Genomic DNA, 16,138 nt, shown 5'->3' with positions numbered 1-16,138 from the left:
AATGATCAATAATAAAGATAAAGTTGCAGTTATTTTTGGTGTACGAAATGACAGTTCTATTGCCTATGATGTTGCTGTAAAACTTCATCAATCCGGATGCAAAATTGCACTAAGTTATGTGGATGACACCAAACTCAATGTTTTGCATTTGCTTGATGAACTGGGCATCTCTCAGGAATTGGCTATGCATGTTGATGTAAGAAATGAAGCGGATATCACCGCGTTTATACAACACGTCCATACTAAACTAGGACCTATCGATTATATTCTTCATGGAGTTGCATTTGGTAACCAGCAGGTAATGTGTTATAGCTTGCCTGGTAGCAATACTCCCGCCCCTACTTATTTGAATATCCCTTTCGAGGATTTTATGGAATCCTTCAATATCAGCGCCTATTCATTGCTTAGAATTGCACGAGTTGCAGAACCCTTTCTGGCAGATAAAGCTTCTATACTCACGTTGACTTACAATGCTTCGCAAAGAGTATTTCCGGGATATGCGGGGATGTCTATCAGTAAGGCAGCACTCGAAAATATCGTTTACTATCTTTCCGATTATTTTAGAGACAAGAAGATAAGGGTTAACGCACTATCTCCCGGGCTAGTCATGACGACTTCTGCAGGAGGTATAAACGGTGTACGTAAACTCCGGAAATTAAGTAAGGTTACTGCACCTCTGGGTAATATTGATGCCGGTGATGTGGGCAACGCGGCATTATATTATTTTTCAGATCTGTCACAAAAAGTCACAGGTAACATCCATTTTGTCGACGGAGGATTTAACATAATGGGAATAGGTATTGATGAATAATGAACTGATAAAATCAATTGAGACATTAACAGCAGCTAAAACATTTGCTGTAGGCAACGACCTTGTCTTCATCCCTGATTTTAAACAGTCGCTCACTCCTTTATTCAAAAGTAAAGCATATACCCCAAATGAAATCGCTTATTGTGATTTGTTTGACAATTCCCTTCTACGGTATGCATCTACCTGGGCGGCCAAAGAGGCTGTGTATAAGGCAGTGAAGCAACTTGATCAATCTCCCTTATCCTGGAAAAAAATTGAGATCCTTCGTGAAAAGATTGGCGGCCGTCCTGATGTCATATTCCACCATAAGCCTGCAAATCCTTTTCAAGTTAGTTTAACGCTCTCACATGATGGGGATTATGCCTGGGCCATTGCAATTGCTGAGTTGATATGATCGAAAATTACTTTGAAAATCCATTCGTAAAACTGCACTTTTATAAGTTCGGCACAGGAGCGCAACATATGTTGTGTTTTCATGGGTTTGGGATGCATGGACAACAGTTTAAACTGGCCACCGATCAGCTTGGACATCAATATACCTTCTGGGGTTTTGATCTCTTTTTTCATAAAGAAACTCAGCTGAAAGACCAGAGTTTGAGTACCATAAAAAAAGGCTTGCAAAAAAAAGAGCTTGCTGCAATGATCAGTGACTTCTGTAAACATCAAGGTATTGAATCCTTTTCAGTAATTGGCTATTCTATGGGCTCCCACTATGCTACAGCAATTGTTGAAGAACTACCTTCAATGGTTAACGAATATATCGTAGCAGCCCCCTCTTCCGTAAATCCTGGCGCGATGGTACGTTTTTTTGGAAAAAACAAGGCGGGCAATAAAATACTGGAAAAACTGATGCTCAGTGAAAAGGCGATGATTAACGTCATTGGTTTTTGTAAATTCCTCAGACTTATTGATGCTAAAGGACATGAAATTTTACAAAAGGAAATTGCTACCCCTGAACTGAGATTTGCATTATATGCCTGTTTTACCTATCTGCGTCACCTGGAAACAGATGAAGAGAAACTGATTAAATTTCTTACTGCTTACAAGATCAAAAGTATATTTATATTTGGACGGTATGATAAAATGTATTTACCTGCAATTGGAAAGGCATTCTTCGCCAAATACAAGCCTGGTAAAGTGTTGGTGTTAGATGAAAACCATGAAATGATCAATCAGAATTTTATAAATCAATTAGTGGCTTCTCTATCATGATTATTAAAGCTAAACCTTTAAATCCGTTTTTCTTTAAGTGCGGCGCCATACTAATTGGATGGTTTCTTAAAAGACGTTTCAACAAAATCCTTATTAAGGATATTGAGATTAACCCTGACTCCTCTTACCTGTTGATGTGTAATCATTTTAGTTTTTTGGATGGGCTTTTAGCCTATTACCTATGTAACAAAGTACTCTGGAAAAAAAACGGGATGAAACGCCTTTATATCATGTCTTTGAAAAAGCAGATGGAGAAAAACAAATGGCTCAGGTACTGTGGTAGTTTCTCTATTGACCCTGGAAAACGTTCTATTGCTGAAAGTTTCGACTATGCCACAGAGATCCTATCCAAACCGGGAAATGTGTTACTTTTCTATCCTCAAGGAAATCTGGAAAGTAGCCATATCAGGTACATTCAGTTTCAGGATGGGCTTAGAGAGATTGTTCCAAATGTAAAAGGAAGGTGCCAGCTCATCTGGAGTAGCAATCTGATTGAATATTTTGAAAGTACAAAGCCGTCGTTGTATTACAATTTGCTGGATTGTGGCAGCAATGAAGAATTTGATTTTGATTCCTTAAAACAACAAGTAAATCTACATCACCGCAAGTCGATCGAAAAGAACATAAGGTTTACTGAAGAACCCATATCTTATTCAGCTACTTAATTCTAGCCAATCCTTCTTTTGCCTGAGTGTCAATACTATTCTGATATTCATGTCCTTTCATACTCAAAGTCATGTTGTAATAATATTTAGCTTTAGCGTTGTTATTTTGCTGTTCATAAAGCAAACCTAGCAACAAAGCTGAATTGGCCGCAAAATAAGATGTTTCATTCTTACCAATATTGATTGCTTTCTGGTAATTCACCGCAGCCTGATTAAAAGTATCCAGGCGATCATAGATCCTTCCCAATCTATAATAAAGTTCTACCTGGTCACGCAGAGACTTCAGCTCATCTTGCTGCTTACTTTTAATTTGTTCCAAAGCCCTGGTGTAATACCCACCATCAAAGTATAGTCTGGCTTTTAGAAGATCAACGTCTGGCTTAACTTCATTTGCTTCTTTCAAGGCCTGCTTATCCTTTTCATCAGCAGCATACCCTTTAGTACGAACCAGTTTAATGTAATTCGAATACCCTAACATATCCCCTTTTAAGAGGTAGTGATAGGCTAACTTCAAATAGGTATCTTTAATGTAATTCGTACCATTATATTCCTTTAAATAATTGGTCAGAAAAGTAGGAGCATCCTTATCCATTCTGCACAATTTGGCATTTCCCAATAAATACTGAACAGTTGGCATTGGTGTATACTGATTAGATTTTGGAATATTCTCCAAATAAGAAATTGCTTTATCATTTTTCCCGGTTTTGAATGCAACATAGCCTTGCAGATATGCCTTTAGCAAGCTTTTATCACTCATATCTTCCAAAAAAGAGCTCAGCTTCGCATAGTTATCTCTGTTGTGCAAGATATCTATATCCATAAAACACAATAAAAAAATCACTTCGTCATTATAGAAGCTATATTTTGTACCCTTAATATTTGATTTAAACGCTTCCAATTGTTTTACTCCCTTCGAAATATTGCCTCTAACACCTAAAAGATCTGCAATCCCCTTCAAGTTAGATGGAATAGCTCCAAATACTACTTCTATTAATCCCAAACTTTTCTGATTGGGTAGAAAAGTGCTGAATTTTTCATTATTCTTTTTAAGCAGACTCTGGGCTTTCCTTAAATCCATAGTTGAAGAAGTATAATCTCCAAACTTTGCTTTAATCAGTCCCCACTGCAGATATACTTCTGCCTGGGCAAACAGGTAATATGGCGAATTTACATCGTTGTTATCCAAAGCATCTATCCTTTCCGACCGCCGTCCTTTAAACTTGACATAATCAGCTTTATTCTCTGAGGTCAGCAAATCAAAATAATCTACATAATTATCTAAAAGAACAGCTATGCCATTTTGTGGGTTGTTCCTTTTTTCCTCTGCGATGTACCTTCTCGCATCGTTTAATCTCAGATCAAATATTGCTTTATATGCTTCGGAAGCGTTTTCATTGAATATAAAACTGGCTTTTAACGGAAGCTGGCAACACGCAAAAAACAGGACTAATAGAAATTTATTGGGCATGAAATCCAGGTAAAGATGATAGACAATAAAGGATACGAATATACAAAATAAAAAAAATCCCAAATCATGCTTATATTTATTTGTTGCTTCGTAAACTACAAACTCTTTTATGGCAGATCACATATCACCCGGTGTTTACATCGAAGAAAAAAATACTTTCCCTAATTCTGTAGAGGTTGTTGAAACTGCCATCCCTGCATTTATTGGATATACTTTCAAAGCAGAAAGAGACGGCAAATCCCTTTTAAGAATCCCCACAAGGATCAATTCGTTCGAAGAATACGTAGATTTTTTTGGCGAAGCATTCCGCCCAAAGTTTAAAATTGAAGCTGCACCGTCGCCATTACCGATCCGATCGTTTAAGCTAGGACTTAAAGACATGATCGTAAACTATGAGAAAAACAATGAACTTTACTTTTACAATAGCATTCGATTATTTTATGCCAATGGTGGAGGTCTATGTGTGGTATTGTCTATTGGAGTTTATGGTGAGGGTACTGAACAGCAAGTTAAGGCCTCTGATTTTATGGCTACCGATGATCATCCAATTGGCCCATTAGAGATTCTTAAAAACGATCCTACACCTACGCTAATTGTGATACCTGATATTGCCGCACTTCGTGCCGGAGCTTACCCGCTTTATCCAAATATACTGTCTCATTGTGCTGAAATGGAAAACCGTTTTGCCATATTTGACCTTAAATACCATGATGAAACTGAAAAATCTGATGCAGTGGCCGAAGAGTTTAGAACAGCAATTGGCACTGATTTTTTGAGTTATGGGGCTGTCTATTATCCTTGGCTGAACACAGTAATTGTTGAGCCTGATGAGCTTACTTTTGAGAACCTGCCTGCAAACTTGCCTACTCTGCTTGAGCCAGAAGTTCAGGAGCCCTTTACAAACTACAATAGCAAACTTACAGCAGTAGAAACTGAAGCTGATAAATTAAATGACCTTAAGGCAAAACATCACCTGGCGCTGAAATCATCAAGCCCGTATTATTGCACCATCTTAGATCAGGCAAGAAATCTATTCAATACATTACCTCCAAGTGCTGCAATAGCTGGCATTTATACCATGGTGGATCATATAAGGGGTGTTTGGAAATCACCGGCCAATTACGCATTGAACAAGGTCAATAGCCCAATTATCAATATCTCGGATGCAGAACAGGATCAATTCAATATTGATGTATCCGGTAAATCAATCAATGTGATTCGCTCCTTTCATAACCGGGGGACATTGGTGTGGGGAGCCAGAACAATGGACGGGAACAATCAGGATTGGAAATATATCTGCGTAAGGAGAACTCTGATCATGATTGAGCAGTCGATTAAAACTGCCACAAAAGCATATGTTTTTGAACCAAATGATGCCAATACCTGGACTGCCATTAGGGGAATGATTTCCAACTTTCTTATTAATCTCTGGAGACAGGGTGCTCTGGTTGGGGCTGTTCCTCAACAGGCTTTTGATGTTCAGATCGGGCTTGGATCCACCATGACCTCAACGGATATCCTGGAAGACAGGATGATTATCATGATTGAAGTGGCTATGATTAGACCTGCAGAGTTTATCATAATTAGATTCCAACAACAGCAGCAACAACCTTAATCTATATGATTATCATGAGTGAGACGGTGCACTATTACGTCTGCTCCGCTACTGCTATTCGACTGCTATTGGACTGGTATTGTACTGCTTTTACCAATTTGAATGCAATTTTATAATTGTCTTATTTTAGTTTTTATAACTAATCAGGAACAACGTGCTTTCTTAAGCAAGAAATGATTTTGTAATTCAATTCTCCAAAAAAGACTAATTTATTTCATAGATTTATGAAATATGAATAAGAATTATCCTGTTGTACATCATGTATTTTTCTGGTTGAAAAATCCAAGTTCAAAAAACGATCGTGATCAGTTGATTGCTGGTGTAAAAACACTTTCTACAATACCAACGGTACGTGAAATACACGTAGGCGTTGTTGCCAGTACAGAAAAACGCGATGTTGTTGATAACAGCTGGGGCGTGTCAGAATTGATCTTCTTTAGTGATCTTGAGGGACAGGAGACCTATCAAACGCACCCGGTTCACCTGGAGTTTGTTAAGAACCATAATCATTTGTGGGAAAAAGTAATCGTTTATGATGCAGTTCAAGCCTAAACTATTGGATCAAGCTGATCAACGTTAGAGGAATTAACATAATACTATGCTAAGTAGAGAGCACTAACTTAGCATAGTAATATTTTATTTTTTTAGAGTTAATAGTAATTCATCAAGTTTTTCCAGAGTTGCCATCATCCCCTGCTCCATACCCATCTGAATTACTTGTTCAAGATCCGAAAGAGATTTGTAGGTTACTATAGTTTCTACAATAGCATTTTCGCCCTTGTCAATAAAAGTTACAAGCCACTCTGCACAAGGCAGGTCTTTATTTATTTCACCTTCTGCATTACTGAAAGCATCTGACGCTGTATAGTAATCAATTGGTTTGATTTTCAGATATCCTGTCCAGCCCCAATACTCAGTACCGTTTGGTTCGACCATTGCATAATGCCAGTGTCCACCTTCGCGAAAGTCCATTGATTTTGTCTTTGTAGTTAATGGCTTAGGTGCGAACCATTGATTAAGGAGTTCCGCCTTGGTATAGCAATCCCAAACCAATTGCCTGTCAGCTAAAAACTCACGTCGGATAGTTAGTGTATTTTTTGTCTTATCCGCAACGAAGTCGAATTTTAAGTTGTGTTTCATTGTCTTTGTTTTTTAATAGTTGATAAAAGTTCGTCAAGTTGTTCAAATCGGCTCTCCCAAATCTGTCTGAATTGTGCTAACCATTTGTCTATTTCTTTCATTTTGTCAATCTCAAGCTGATAATAAATTTCCCGCCCCTGATGTTCTTGTTTCACCAACTCACATTCTGTCAATATTCTTAAATGCTTTGAAATGGCTTGTCGCGTAGTATCAAAATGCTCGGCAAGAGTGCCTGGAGTCATTGCTTGTAGCGCAATTAAAGCTATGATCGCTCTTCGGGTCGGGTCAGCTATCGCTTGAAAAATATCTCTTCTCATTGATTATTATTTTGAAAGGTTAAACTACCCATTGATTATTGGCAAGGTAATCTTCTTCGTCATTACAGTTCATTTAAATAGTAAACCAATTGGTTGCAAATATAAAAGCAACCGATCAGTTGCGCAAATTTATTTTCATTTTCTTTTGAATGCTGGAATTAGAAGCAAAATGGGTGTATCCCGAATATTCATTAGCTTGGTGTAGTCAAACCATCTCGCGGTATTTTTATTAAATTTGGGTTAAACTAGCGTTATAGCCTTACTGTTGACAAGGTTGGGAATTGGTTTTCATTGGCACAAATTAGTATCCTGATTATGAAATCAATATTTGATAAAGAGACAAGGGAAGAAGTAGTGAATAGAATTAATTCGCTAAATGAGCAAAGCAACGCCCAATGGGGAAAAATGACAGTTTCGCAAATGGTTAGACATTGTTCTCTTTGCGAAGAATATTATTATGGAAACATAAAAGTTAAACGTTCTTTTTTAGGACGAATATTTGGAAAGCTTGCGCTTTCCGGGATATTGAAAGATGAAACTAGTGGACTAGGAAAAAATGCGCCTACTTCTGCACACTTTAAAGTAAGTGAAGCTGTTTTAAATTTAGAAGCTGAAAAAGAAAACTGGAAACGATTAATTATCAGATATGGTAGTTTTAGAGAAGGTAATTTCACCCATTGGTTTTTTGGAGAGATGACTAAAAAGCAATTGGGAGAATTTATTTATAAACATTGTGACCATCACTTGCGACAGTTTGGAGTATAATGGGTAACTTTATTATGGAGCAATTAGGATGGATAAGCTGCATACTTTTTACTATTTTCTTGATCTGGCAGGTACTTTTGTTTTTGCTATAAGTGGAGCGGCAGCAGCAAAGCAGCGGGGTCTGGATTTATTCGGTATCTGCGCTATTGCATTTACAGTAGCATGTGGTGGTGGAATTATTCGCGACCTCTGTATTGGGGCTATTCCTCCGGCAGGATTAACAAACTGGCAATATTTAGTAGTAGCAATTGTCGCTACAGGAATGACTATTGGCTTATATCCTTTTGTGCAGCGACTTAATCACCCTGTGCTGTTTTTCGATGCATTGGGCTTATCCTTATTTGCAGTTACAGGTGCGCAAAAAAGTATTGCTTATGGTCATAATGCTGAAGTTGCAATTCTTTTGGGAATCACTACGGCAGTTGGTGGTGGGGTTTTACGCGATATTTTGCTCAATCGGATTCCAGTTATATTAGAAAAAGAAATATATGCATCAGCAGCACTCATAGGAGCCTCAATTGTAGTTATAGGAAATTATTTAAATTGGTTATCGAGCGATTGGATCTCCATTATTGCTTTATTGATCTGCTTCGGATTACGGCTATTGGCGCTTCATTACCGTTGGAACCTACCTATTTATTCAAATGACAAAACAGAGTCGGATTTATAAAAATATTTTATCTAATCATCAATCCCTTTTCGCTCTAAAATATGTTGATAGTATTTTTCAATTCTCGCTTGTCGTGTTTTGGATTGTTTAGCCTGATTGAAATAGAATAAATATCCTTTCTGTCGCCCCGGTGTTAAAGAGTAGAATGCGTTGTTCAATACTTTATCTTCGTCTAATACTTTTTGAAATTCTTGAGGGACTGGATAATCAACCGCTTTCTTCATTTCTATTTTCTTTCCCGATTTTTCAATTTCAATCGCTTCTTTGATGTAATCCTTAATAACAGATTTCAGTTTTATAATTTGCTCAACATTGGTAAATCTGATTTGTCTTGCAGATTGTACATTTTCTGTTTGCTGGATTAAAATGCCTTCGGGGTCTTTCATCAAAGCACCTTTATGAAATAATAATGCACAGTATTCTTTAAATCCGTGGATGAGAACGATGTTCTTTCCTTCAAAAGTATAACAAGGATGCATCCATTTATAATCTTCTTCAAGTGATTTATTTTCACAGACTATTTCTCGTAATAAACCAAATTCTTCTCTCCATTTTTGAGCTTTTTCAAAAAAGTGTTCTGCTTGTGTGATCATAGGTGTAGGTTTAATTTTTGTCCAGTAGCTACCCAATAAATGATTTTGTTTCTCTTTGTCATAACTCAATTATTTTAACTTGTTTACGATTTCCTCTAGTCGGTTGTGAGCCATATTGAGACCTTGCGCAAATGGCATTTGTAGCAATTGGTTTCTGAACTCAACGGACTTAAACACGATTTGCACTGTGAGTTTGCTGGTTTCTTCTGTAAGTTTTTCAAATTGCAAATATTCAAGTTGAACAGGAAAAGGTGTATTTTCCATTTCAAATGTCCGTGTGATTTTCTGGTTTGGAACAAATTCGTGTATAGTTCCGTTTGCACGAAAAACTACATTTCCATTGTGAGATGTTTCAAATGCATAGGATCCGTGTTTTTTATTTTCCAATTTCAATACTTTCGTTCCCATCCATTGCTCAAAAAGTTCAGGTTCTGTATGTGCTTTAAAAAGCAATTCCAATGGCAAATCAAACTCCCTCGTGATTACAATTTCCTGTTTGCTGTCTTCAGCACTGATTTTTGTTTTTTGCTCCATTCCTTTATTTATTTTTATATTTTTTCATTACATCTTCCAACTTGTTAAACCTGTCGTCCCACATCTTGCGAAATGGTTCTATAAAGTCGGCCACTGCTCTCATTTTTTCTGCATTTAGATGATAGTAGATTTCTCTTCCGTTTTGCTCCTGTTTAAGAAGTTCACATTCTGTAAGAATTTGCAGGTGTTTGGAAACAGTTGGTCTTGCCGTATTAAAGTTTGAAGCTATTGTACCTGCAGTCATAGCTTGCGAAGCAACCAATAAAAGTATCGCTCTTCTTGTTGGGTCGGCAAAGAAAGAAATAAAAACTTTTTTTAAGGCGATTAGAGACAGTGATATGCCTACGATATCAGGACTTGTCAATAGCAACAAAGCCTATAATGACGCTTGTAATTTTGCGCCTCCTAAAAAAGACGATGGCCAATCGGGACTTCAAGTTGCATTTAAAACAGGTAATTTTGACATTGCCTTATTTCTTATTAAAAACGGCTTTTTAAGCAGTGGACCTGACTGGGTGCTTCTCGAACCATTTCTTGTCTGATTTGTGTTTAATCGCTGATTTATTAAAATAGTTGATAGTGTTTAATAAATACTTATACTAAAGTTAATAAAGACAAGTAAATAATATCCTTTACAGGAAATCCATAAAATCTAGTTAACTTTGATAGTATCATATGATACTATCACTATGAGTTATATAAAACCTCCGTACCACATTACAAGTGAAATACTCAACTTATTAGCTAAGATTTCTGAAAAAATAGGTGAATTAAATGCAATACAATTAAATAGACCTCCTGCAGAACTTAGAAAATCTAATCGTATAAAGACTATACAATCTTCCTTGTCTATTGAAGGCAACACATTAACAGAAGAACAAATTACAGCCTTACTTAATAACAAAAGAATACTTGCCCCTAAGAAAGATATCATAGAGGTTAAAAATGCAATCGAAGTATATGATATGCTTAATCATTTTAAGCCCCTTAAACTTAAATCACTATTAGATGCGCATAAAATATTAATGAAAGGATTAATTCCAAATGCTGGTAAGTTTAGAAGTGGAAATGTAGGCATCGTGAAAGGCTCAAAAATTACTCATGTAGCTCCTCAGGGAAATATGGTAACTGGTTTACTTAACAACCTTCTAGACTATGCTAAATACGATGATGATCCTATATTAATAAAAAGCTGTGTATTTCATTATGAATTTGAGTTTATCCATCCATTTAATGATGGAAATGGACGTATGGGAAGACTGTGGCAAACTTTATTATTAATGAATGAATATCTTGTTTTTGAATATCTACCAGTAGAAAGTATAATCAAAGCGGAGCAAAGTAAATATTATGAAGCCTTAAACAAATCAGATAGCCTGGGACATTGTACTCCTTTTATCGCCTTCATGCTCGAGAGTATCCTTAAATCGTTAAATTCTTTATATCATTTACCAAATGTTTCCTTACTGGAAGAAGACAGGATTTCTATTTTTAAAGAAATCATAGGTCAAAAATCTTTTACTCGAAAAGATTATCTTCAACATTTTAAAAGTATCTCTTCGGCAACAGCAAGTCGAGACCTTAAATCCGCAACAGAAAAAGGAATTCTAAATAAAACCGGAGCGCAACGACTTAGTAGTTACAATTACAAAAAATAGCTAATCACTAAACAAAAAAGCCGTCCTTCTTATCGAAAAACGGCTTTTTACTTGGTGGTCGCTAGTGCACAAATCTCGAACTTTTTCCTGTCTGATTTAGCTTTAATGGCCGATTTTTTTGAAAAAAATAGATCCGGATACTAAAAAATTCTAAATCCTAAAATGAACTCCAAACAATCCAATTATGACGAAAGAAGAAATAACAAAACATTAAACTTTTTATAAAACTGGTAATCCTCCCAAAAAACACTAAATTTAGTAAAAAAGATCTCATTTGACATGAAAATTAAAGCGCTCATGCTCCTCACGATTTGTGGAATTTCCCTTGCAAAAGGTCAGAACTTAGACAAGAAAACAGCAGCTATCATAGCAGAAGGAAAACTGCTATACCAATCGGAAATGGCTTCCTGGAATGGATCAGATGTTTTACAAGCAAGATTTAAACAGAAAGCAGCCGAAGCAGGCGGCTATTTCTCTTATTCCGACGGAAATAAAAGCAAATGCATATTCTTTGGAAAAACGAACACCCCAACACCAGTCATCACTTTTACCTTCGACCAGAACTATGATGTCAATACCGTAATTGTGGATACAACAAACCGGGCCTTCACTAATAATGAACTAGAACTTTTTACCATCCGACAAAATGCATTAAAAGCCATTAATAGTGATACGCTGTTCAAAGTGTACAACAACACTAGCCTGAACATCATTCCATTGATTGATAAAGACAGTAAGAAAGTATTTGTTTTAACTGGGCCTCAGCAAACCGGAGTCGTTATTTTCGGGAATGATTACTTGCTTACTTTTGACAAATACAATCGGCTAACCAATATGAAACGATTACATAAAAACATTATTCCCATTAATTATTCTAAGGAATCTATGGAAACGACACATAGTCATTTACCAGAAACGGGGGATTTCATTACTTCAACCGACATTTGCACTTTAATGCTCTATGGTAAAACTGCCAACTGGAAAAACCATATCGTTATCTCTAAAAATTATGGTTCCATCTGGGATTGTCAACAGCAATCGCTGTCAATACTCACCACTGAAGCACTTAAAAGCATTGTAAAGGAAAACTAAAACTAGGTTAAGAACCATTCCCTTAACCCGCTTAACAAGTTGTATATTTCATCAGTTTGCAGCGGAACGAGGTGACAACTATCCTTAAACAACCTAAAAAGCCTTGAATAATGTATCTTCAACAATTCAAATTTTAAGCAATGAGTTTAGACCAAAAGCGCCTCAGGCTCGGCATTATATTAATTCCTGCTATCATTTTCGGCATCTCACTAACACAAAATGCTTTAACATACGAGTATCAAGGAAAACAGATTCACTCCGCCATCTCCTTATTTCTTGTGGGTGGCATTTCTATCGTTGGTGGCGGTGGCATGGAATGCCTTACATGGTCGGCTAACCCAATTGCTATTCTTGCCGTTATAAGGTTCCTCATGGAATCAAGCGCAGTGATCAAAATAGAGCCTGTATTGCTTACTCCAAAACCAAAGCCCGAATCAAGCAGTCGTTGGCTCTCGCTCATCGCCGCAGCTATCGCTTGGTCTTTTAGTTTCTGGAAAGAAATACTAGCGGCCGAAAGTGGCACCACTGGTAAAATCTATAGCTTCGAACCTGGTTACTGGCTTTGGGTATCCAGCTTAACTATCCTTGCCATCGGTATCAACTTCTATTATTTTCGCTTTAAAAAGTTCCAGAAGTAGAAACACGTTCGATCGTCCTGACTACCCTGCTCTTGAGCAATTTATCAAAAGAGTATAAGTAAGGAATTGTTGGGGCAAACACACACTCTAAACCTCTAAACATTTCTTTTAATCTTATGGTCTTATTGTTCTCTTCATTCATAGGAATTCTGTTTCCTCAAAAATGAGTATCATTAAAATCTCCAGCTAAGTACTTTCGGGTAGTACCTAAAATATTCTATGTGATCTTAACTTTTTTTTAATCAGGGCTACCCAAGGATTCCCAGGTTCCTTTTTTGAAAAATAGATTACCAAACTTAGGAGAATTGAATACAAGATAAAAACTCCAGGTATCTCTGTAAATTGTTGGATTACATTCCATAATATGGTGTGAGGGCAATTGCATATTAATGGCGAGCCGCTCCGATCGGTAGTTCTTTACTGTTCTGACAGATCCACTGAATGTTTTTACAGGTGTATTTTTATGCGTAACATACAAATAAATCGAATCATCCTCCTTTATTTCAAAATGGAAGTTATCATATTGCCAATCCGCTTGTTTACCCTGAAAGAAACTTCTATTAATAACATATTCGCCATAAAAATCTTTCTTCTTCAGCACTTTCTTAGCTGTTAAGGCCTGAATACTCACAAAAATCAGGATCAGTCCTATTATACCCAGCCAGATCAATCCAAGTATTTCCCTATAGCCATTCTTTCTGGTCAAAAGCCAGCATATCAAAAGGATAACACTTAAAGGAATTAGTATAAAGACGAAAAATAAATTAAAGCCAAATCCCATTTGTTAATATATTATGAAAGATTCTTATTAAATAAGCTGTCTATTTTCTTTTTATTGCATTCCAATAACCAGTTATTGTATTGATTGTAGATTGGCCCCAATTGTTCAACGTCCGCTGCTATAATATCTACACCACGATCATCATACATATGAAAAATTAATTTTCTATCAATATTTAAGAAAAAAACTTCCTTAGAACTGAGAACACCATTTCTATCAAGTCTTGGATGTCTGGATGCAAAGTCAGTATTTCCTATTGCCTTAAAGATATTCCTATAATTTATTTTTCCAATGTTAGATTTGATCACAGCAACATTTCTAATGTCTGAACTGTCTTTTGGTTCATACAGTCTATACATTTTCAGAAAGGCTATTTCCTCCCAGTTAAGATTATGGACTTGTTTGAAACAGAAATTCCCCAATCTTATTTTACTCCGTTTATGTTTAAAATCCATTAGCACAAAGAAAATAATATCATTGGGATCAAATGATGCATGAAACAATGCTAACGAACGTTTAAATACTTCATCAAAATAATTGTCACTACCAACTTCACCTTCTTGTAAATCAAACCTTAATCCCCTATCCCAATTAAAAAATAAAGAAGCTTGAATACTAAGCCCTTTAAAATTATCATTAAGGAATTGTCTGTAGCTTTCTTTTATAGTCACAGTTTACATTTCTTTAAAACATCGGTTTAAGTTTTCTTAAAGCTAACGAAAGCTTTTTTCAAATTCTTCCAAAAGTCAATTCTCATTTTATTTATTCCACTCTTGTGGTGCATTTATCAATAGATTACTTTTATCTACTGGTGTTGCTTTGATCATCAAAAGAATAAATTCTGTTAGTTTAATCACATCGATTTCGATCTGACCAAGGGAAATATTAAGCTCCTGTGCCCCAATTGCCTCACTAAACTTGACAGTCTGCTTATACAATCCCCCTTTTTTCTTAGATGGGACAAATTCTTCGTCAACAACCAAACAGATAAATTTCTGCTGGTGAATATTAATTGGATAAGCATCTTTAATAACTCCCCAATTTATAATATTGTTATTGATTGTTCGATCAAAGATTCCAATTTCATTTATTATTATTTGAGGCCTTTTGTCTAACAAATGGAAAATTCCAACAGGATAACCTAATCCAAAAAAACCGATATTTAGCCATGCTATCCAACCAGACATCCAATGTGCTTTGATACCCAAAATTCCTAATCCTACAAAGATTGAACAGAGGAATAATAATTTTACTGCACGCCAAGGCGATTTATATAATTTAATCTCGGTCATTAGCTAGTGAATATACAGATAGATTTGAATATTTAACTTGTAGTTTTACTTTAGTAACAAAGTCTGAAACATGAATAAAAACTCAAGCTACCCACCAATATTGAAAATCATGAACAGTATTCTTATCGACTGTTCTATCTTGGTCCCTTTCTTTATCCTGGGCTTGTTAATTTTTGGATCGCTGAATGAAAACGGAGACTCGAACGCAGGGAGCATGTATGGTCTCTTTATCCTCCCGATCATTCCTGTTATTTTATTAGCACTTACAATTATTCAGATTACCAGAGTTTACTTTAAAACAGTTCCAATATCGGCAACCTGCTTGACTCCGGTAGTTTTACTCTTAATAGGCATTGGTCTAAGCAGCATCGAGTTTTACATATTGTTATCAGTTATAGGCACTATTATAGTCTTTAGCTTTGTTAAACTTTCAATCCTTAAACGATGAAGCCTGTAAATCAACAGCAGCAATATTAACCTCGATCCTATTCTTCATTGCTATTATGCTTATTAAACTAATAAATCCCTTACCTCCATCAAAGCGAAACCCAACAAATTCAATCCCAACCACTTGTCAGGTTTTGAGGCATCTAAATGATCCTGAGCCATTCCAATACCCCAAATATAATCTACAGGGCTGGCCTCCAACAAAATCCTTTTACCTGTGCTAACTAAATATTTAGCCAGTTCAGGATGCTGATTAAACTTATGAAGATTCCCCATTTTAACAATTGCGTGCCTTTCAGCTTTCCAAATTTCATCATTGAACCCCGAAATTCTCCGGCCAAGATCTTTTACTTCACCGGGCTTCTCGGAAAGTACAATTTTCTCGAAGATGCCCAAATCTCCAAACAACAAAGCTTTTTTTGCCATCATCCAATGCTCAG

Annotated in this window: 23 protein-coding genes; 12 read left to right on the top strand and 11 right to left on the bottom strand. The window is 36.3% G+C overall.

Going from position 1 to position 16,138, the window contains the following annotated elements; genetic code table 11:
* The first annotated feature begins 1 nt into the window (after position 1).
* From P0Y49_06250 to P0Y49_06235, 4 genes are read left to right on the top strand one after another with little or no spacing between them, the layout of a single operon-like run.
* A complete protein-coding gene (locus P0Y49_06250; GenBank protein WEK20736.1) occupies positions 2–811 on the top strand; it encodes an SDR family oxidoreductase in 810 nt (269 codons plus the stop codon).
* Complete coding sequence (locus tag P0Y49_06245) at positions 804–1,205, top strand: holo-ACP synthase (protein WEK20735.1); 402 nt, start codon at positions 804–806, stop codon at positions 1,203–1,205. The genes P0Y49_06250 and P0Y49_06245 overlap by 8 nt, the downstream gene beginning before the upstream one ends.
* Positions 1,202–2,023 carry an alpha/beta hydrolase gene (locus tag P0Y49_06240; GenBank protein ID WEK20734.1) on the top strand — a complete coding sequence of 274 codons (822 nt, stop codon included), beginning with the start codon at positions 1,202–1,204 and terminating at the stop codon, positions 2,021–2,023. The genes P0Y49_06245 and P0Y49_06240 overlap by 4 nt, the downstream gene beginning before the upstream one ends.
* Positions 2,020–2,688, top strand: coding sequence for a 1-acyl-sn-glycerol-3-phosphate acyltransferase (locus P0Y49_06235; GenBank protein ID WEK20733.1), 669 nt, complete (start codon positions 2,020–2,022; stop codon positions 2,686–2,688). The genes P0Y49_06240 and P0Y49_06235 overlap by 4 nt, the downstream gene beginning before the upstream one ends.
* On the opposite strand, the gene P0Y49_06230 is transcribed toward P0Y49_06235, so the two are convergent.
* Entirely contained in the window at positions 2,681–4,156 is a 1,476-nt protein-coding gene (locus P0Y49_06230) for a tetratricopeptide repeat protein (GenBank protein WEK20732.1), read from the bottom strand. The two genes, P0Y49_06235 and P0Y49_06230, sit on opposite strands and share 8 nt — an antisense overlap.
* A gap of 109 nt (positions 4,157–4,265) precedes the next feature.
* Here P0Y49_06230 and P0Y49_06225 point away from each other — a divergent pair, with 109 nt between their 5' ends.
* Together P0Y49_06225 and P0Y49_06220 are read left to right on the top strand one after the other, a co-directional pair.
* Positions 4,266–5,771 carry a phage tail sheath C-terminal domain-containing protein gene (locus tag P0Y49_06225; protein ID WEK20731.1) on the top strand — a complete coding sequence of 502 codons (1,506 nt, stop codon included), beginning with the start codon at positions 4,266–4,268 and terminating at the stop codon, positions 5,769–5,771.
* A gap of 231 nt (positions 5,772–6,002) precedes the next feature.
* Complete coding sequence (locus P0Y49_06220; GenBank protein WEK20730.1) at positions 6,003–6,323, top strand: Dabb family protein; 321 nt, start codon at positions 6,003–6,005, stop codon at positions 6,321–6,323.
* Between the two features lie 84 nt (positions 6,324–6,407).
* Here the strand turns inward: P0Y49_06220 and P0Y49_06215 are convergent, their stop codons facing one another.
* Both P0Y49_06215 and P0Y49_06210 read right to left on the bottom strand, forming a co-directional pair.
* On the bottom strand, positions 6,408–6,911 hold the full coding sequence (locus P0Y49_06215; protein WEK20729.1) for an SRPBCC domain-containing protein: 504 nt from the start codon (positions 6,909–6,911) through the stop codon (positions 6,408–6,410).
* Positions 6,908–7,228 carry a metalloregulator ArsR/SmtB family transcription factor gene (locus P0Y49_06210; GenBank protein WEK20728.1) on the bottom strand — a complete coding sequence of 107 codons (321 nt, stop codon included), beginning with the start codon at positions 7,226–7,228 and terminating at the stop codon, positions 6,908–6,910. The genes P0Y49_06215 and P0Y49_06210 overlap by 4 nt, the downstream gene beginning before the upstream one ends.
* Before the next feature lie 315 nt (positions 7,229–7,543).
* On the opposite strand from P0Y49_06210, the gene P0Y49_06205 reads away from it, so the two are divergent.
* Both P0Y49_06205 and P0Y49_06200 read left to right on the top strand, forming a co-directional pair.
* The gene (locus P0Y49_06205) at positions 7,544–7,993 is read left to right on the top strand and encodes a DUF1569 domain-containing protein (protein ID WEK20727.1); all 450 of its coding nucleotides are present in this window, start codon (positions 7,544–7,546) and stop codon (positions 7,991–7,993) included.
* Positions 7,994–8,021: 28 nt separating this feature from the next.
* Entirely contained in the window at positions 8,022–8,663 is a 642-nt protein-coding gene (locus P0Y49_06200) for a trimeric intracellular cation channel family protein (GenBank protein WEK20726.1), read from the top strand.
* 11 nt (positions 8,664–8,674) lie between these two features.
* Here P0Y49_06200 and P0Y49_06195 read toward each other — a convergent pair whose 3' ends face one another.
* From P0Y49_06195 to P0Y49_06185, 3 genes are all read right to left on the bottom strand, one after another.
* A complete protein-coding gene (locus tag P0Y49_06195) occupies positions 8,675–9,256 on the bottom strand; it encodes a YdeI/OmpD-associated family protein (GenBank protein WEK20725.1) in 582 nt (193 codons plus the stop codon).
* Between the two features lie 69 nt (positions 9,257–9,325).
* On the bottom strand, positions 9,326–9,790 hold the full coding sequence (locus P0Y49_06190; protein WEK20724.1) for an SRPBCC domain-containing protein: 465 nt from the start codon (positions 9,788–9,790) through the stop codon (positions 9,326–9,328).
* 4 nt (positions 9,791–9,794) lie between these two features.
* Positions 9,795–10,094: a metalloregulator ArsR/SmtB family transcription factor gene (locus P0Y49_06185; protein ID WEK21776.1), complete on the bottom strand. Its 300-nt coding sequence runs from the start codon at positions 10,092–10,094 to the stop codon at positions 9,795–9,797.
* Here P0Y49_06185 and P0Y49_06180 point away from each other — a divergent pair.
* The 4 genes from P0Y49_06180 (at position 9,979) to P0Y49_06165 (ending at position 13,178) form a co-directional block, all read left to right on the top strand.
* Positions 9,979–10,332, top strand: a complete 354-nt coding sequence (locus P0Y49_06180) for a hypothetical protein (GenBank protein WEK21825.1) — start codon at positions 9,979–9,981, stop codon at positions 10,330–10,332. The two genes, P0Y49_06185 and P0Y49_06180, sit on opposite strands and share 116 nt — an antisense overlap.
* A gap of 147 nt (positions 10,333–10,479) precedes the next feature.
* Entirely contained in the window at positions 10,480–11,448 is a 969-nt protein-coding gene (locus P0Y49_06175) for a Fic family protein (GenBank protein WEK20723.1), read from the top strand.
* Positions 11,449–11,727: 279 nt separating this feature from the next.
* A complete protein-coding gene (locus P0Y49_06170; protein WEK20722.1) occupies positions 11,728–12,540 on the top strand; it encodes a hypothetical protein in 813 nt (270 codons plus the stop codon).
* Between the two features lie 140 nt (positions 12,541–12,680).
* The gene (locus P0Y49_06165; protein ID WEK20721.1) at positions 12,681–13,178 is read left to right on the top strand and encodes a hypothetical protein; all 498 of its coding nucleotides are present in this window, start codon (positions 12,681–12,683) and stop codon (positions 13,176–13,178) included.
* Here P0Y49_06165 and P0Y49_06160 read toward each other — a convergent pair.
* The 5 genes from P0Y49_06160 to P0Y49_06140 form a co-directional block, all read right to left on the bottom strand.
* Complete coding sequence (locus P0Y49_06160; protein WEK20720.1) at positions 13,159–13,320, bottom strand: hypothetical protein; 162 nt, start codon at positions 13,318–13,320, stop codon at positions 13,159–13,161. The two genes, P0Y49_06165 and P0Y49_06160, sit on opposite strands and share 20 nt — an antisense overlap.
* 96 nt (positions 13,321–13,416) lie before the next feature.
* Entirely contained in the window at positions 13,417–13,884 is a 468-nt protein-coding gene (locus tag P0Y49_06155) for a hypothetical protein (protein ID WEK20719.1), read from the bottom strand.
* 86 nt (positions 13,885–13,970) lie between these two features.
* Positions 13,971–14,630, bottom strand: coding sequence for a DUF3885 domain-containing protein (locus P0Y49_06150; GenBank protein WEK20718.1), 660 nt, complete (start codon positions 14,628–14,630; stop codon positions 13,971–13,973).
* A gap of 87 nt (positions 14,631–14,717) precedes the next feature.
* A complete protein-coding gene (locus P0Y49_06145; protein WEK20717.1) occupies positions 14,718–15,251 on the bottom strand; it encodes a hypothetical protein in 534 nt (177 codons plus the stop codon).
* A 510-nt stretch (positions 15,252–15,761) separates the two neighbouring features.
* Positions 15,762–16,127 carry an NADAR family protein gene (locus tag P0Y49_06140; GenBank protein ID WEK20716.1) on the bottom strand — a complete coding sequence of 122 codons (366 nt, stop codon included), beginning with the start codon at positions 16,125–16,127 and terminating at the stop codon, positions 15,762–15,764.
* Positions 16,128–16,138: the final 11 nt, after the last annotated feature.

It is taken from the genome of Candidatus Pedobacter colombiensis, from assembly GCA_029202485.1.
Taxonomy (GTDB): Bacteria; Bacteroidota; Bacteroidia; order Sphingobacteriales; family Sphingobacteriaceae; genus Pedobacter; species Pedobacter colombiensis.
Note: the sequence above shows the minus strand (reverse complement) of the source record. Positions and strands in the feature narration are given on the sequence as shown.

Coding starts and splice junctions, on each gene's coding strand:
- P0Y49_06220 (WEK20730.1), top strand. CDS start 6,003: ATGAATAAGAATTATCCTGTTGTACATCATGTATTTTTCTGGTTGAAA.
- P0Y49_06235 (WEK20733.1), top strand. CDS start 2,020: ATGATTATTAAAGCTAAACCTTTAAATCCGTTTTTCTTTAAGTGCGGC.
- P0Y49_06160 (WEK20720.1), bottom strand. CDS start 13,320: ATGAATGAAGAGAACAATAAGACCATAAGATTAAAAGAAATGTTTAGA.
- P0Y49_06230 (WEK20732.1), bottom strand. CDS start 4,156: ATGCCCAATAAATTTCTATTAGTCCTGTTTTTTGCGTGTTGCCAGCTT.
- P0Y49_06225 (WEK20731.1), top strand. CDS start 4,266: ATGGCAGATCACATATCACCCGGTGTTTACATCGAAGAAAAAAATACT.
- P0Y49_06210 (WEK20728.1), bottom strand. CDS start 7,228: ATGAGAAGAGATATTTTTCAAGCGATAGCTGACCCGACCCGAAGAGCG.
- P0Y49_06205 (WEK20727.1), top strand. CDS start 7,544: ATGAAATCAATATTTGATAAAGAGACAAGGGAAGAAGTAGTGAATAGA.
- P0Y49_06195 (WEK20725.1), bottom strand. CDS start 9,256: ATGATCACACAAGCAGAACACTTTTTTGAAAAAGCTCAAAAATGGAGA.
- P0Y49_06175 (WEK20723.1), top strand. CDS start 10,480: ATGAGTTATATAAAACCTCCGTACCACATTACAAGTGAAATACTCAAC.
- P0Y49_06170 (WEK20722.1), top strand. CDS start 11,728: ATGAAAATTAAAGCGCTCATGCTCCTCACGATTTGTGGAATTTCCCTT.
- P0Y49_06215 (WEK20729.1), bottom strand. CDS start 6,911: ATGAAACACAACTTAAAATTCGACTTCGTTGCGGATAAGACAAAAAAT.
- P0Y49_06165 (WEK20721.1), top strand. CDS start 12,681: ATGAGTTTAGACCAAAAGCGCCTCAGGCTCGGCATTATATTAATTCCT.
- P0Y49_06250 (WEK20736.1), top strand. CDS start 2: ATGATCAATAATAAAGATAAAGTTGCAGTTATTTTTGGTGTACGAAAT.
- P0Y49_06190 (WEK20724.1), bottom strand. CDS start 9,790: ATGGAGCAAAAAACAAAAATCAGTGCTGAAGACAGCAAACAGGAAATT.
- P0Y49_06200 (WEK20726.1), top strand. CDS start 8,022: ATGGATAAGCTGCATACTTTTTACTATTTTCTTGATCTGGCAGGTACT.
- P0Y49_06245 (WEK20735.1), top strand. CDS start 804: ATGAATAATGAACTGATAAAATCAATTGAGACATTAACAGCAGCTAAA.
- P0Y49_06140 (WEK20716.1), bottom strand. CDS start 16,127: ATGATGGCAAAAAAAGCTTTGTTGTTTGGAGATTTGGGCATCTTCGAG.
- P0Y49_06240 (WEK20734.1), top strand. CDS start 1,202: ATGATCGAAAATTACTTTGAAAATCCATTCGTAAAACTGCACTTTTAT.
- P0Y49_06145 (WEK20717.1), bottom strand. CDS start 15,251: ATGACCGAGATTAAATTATATAAATCGCCTTGGCGTGCAGTAAAATTA.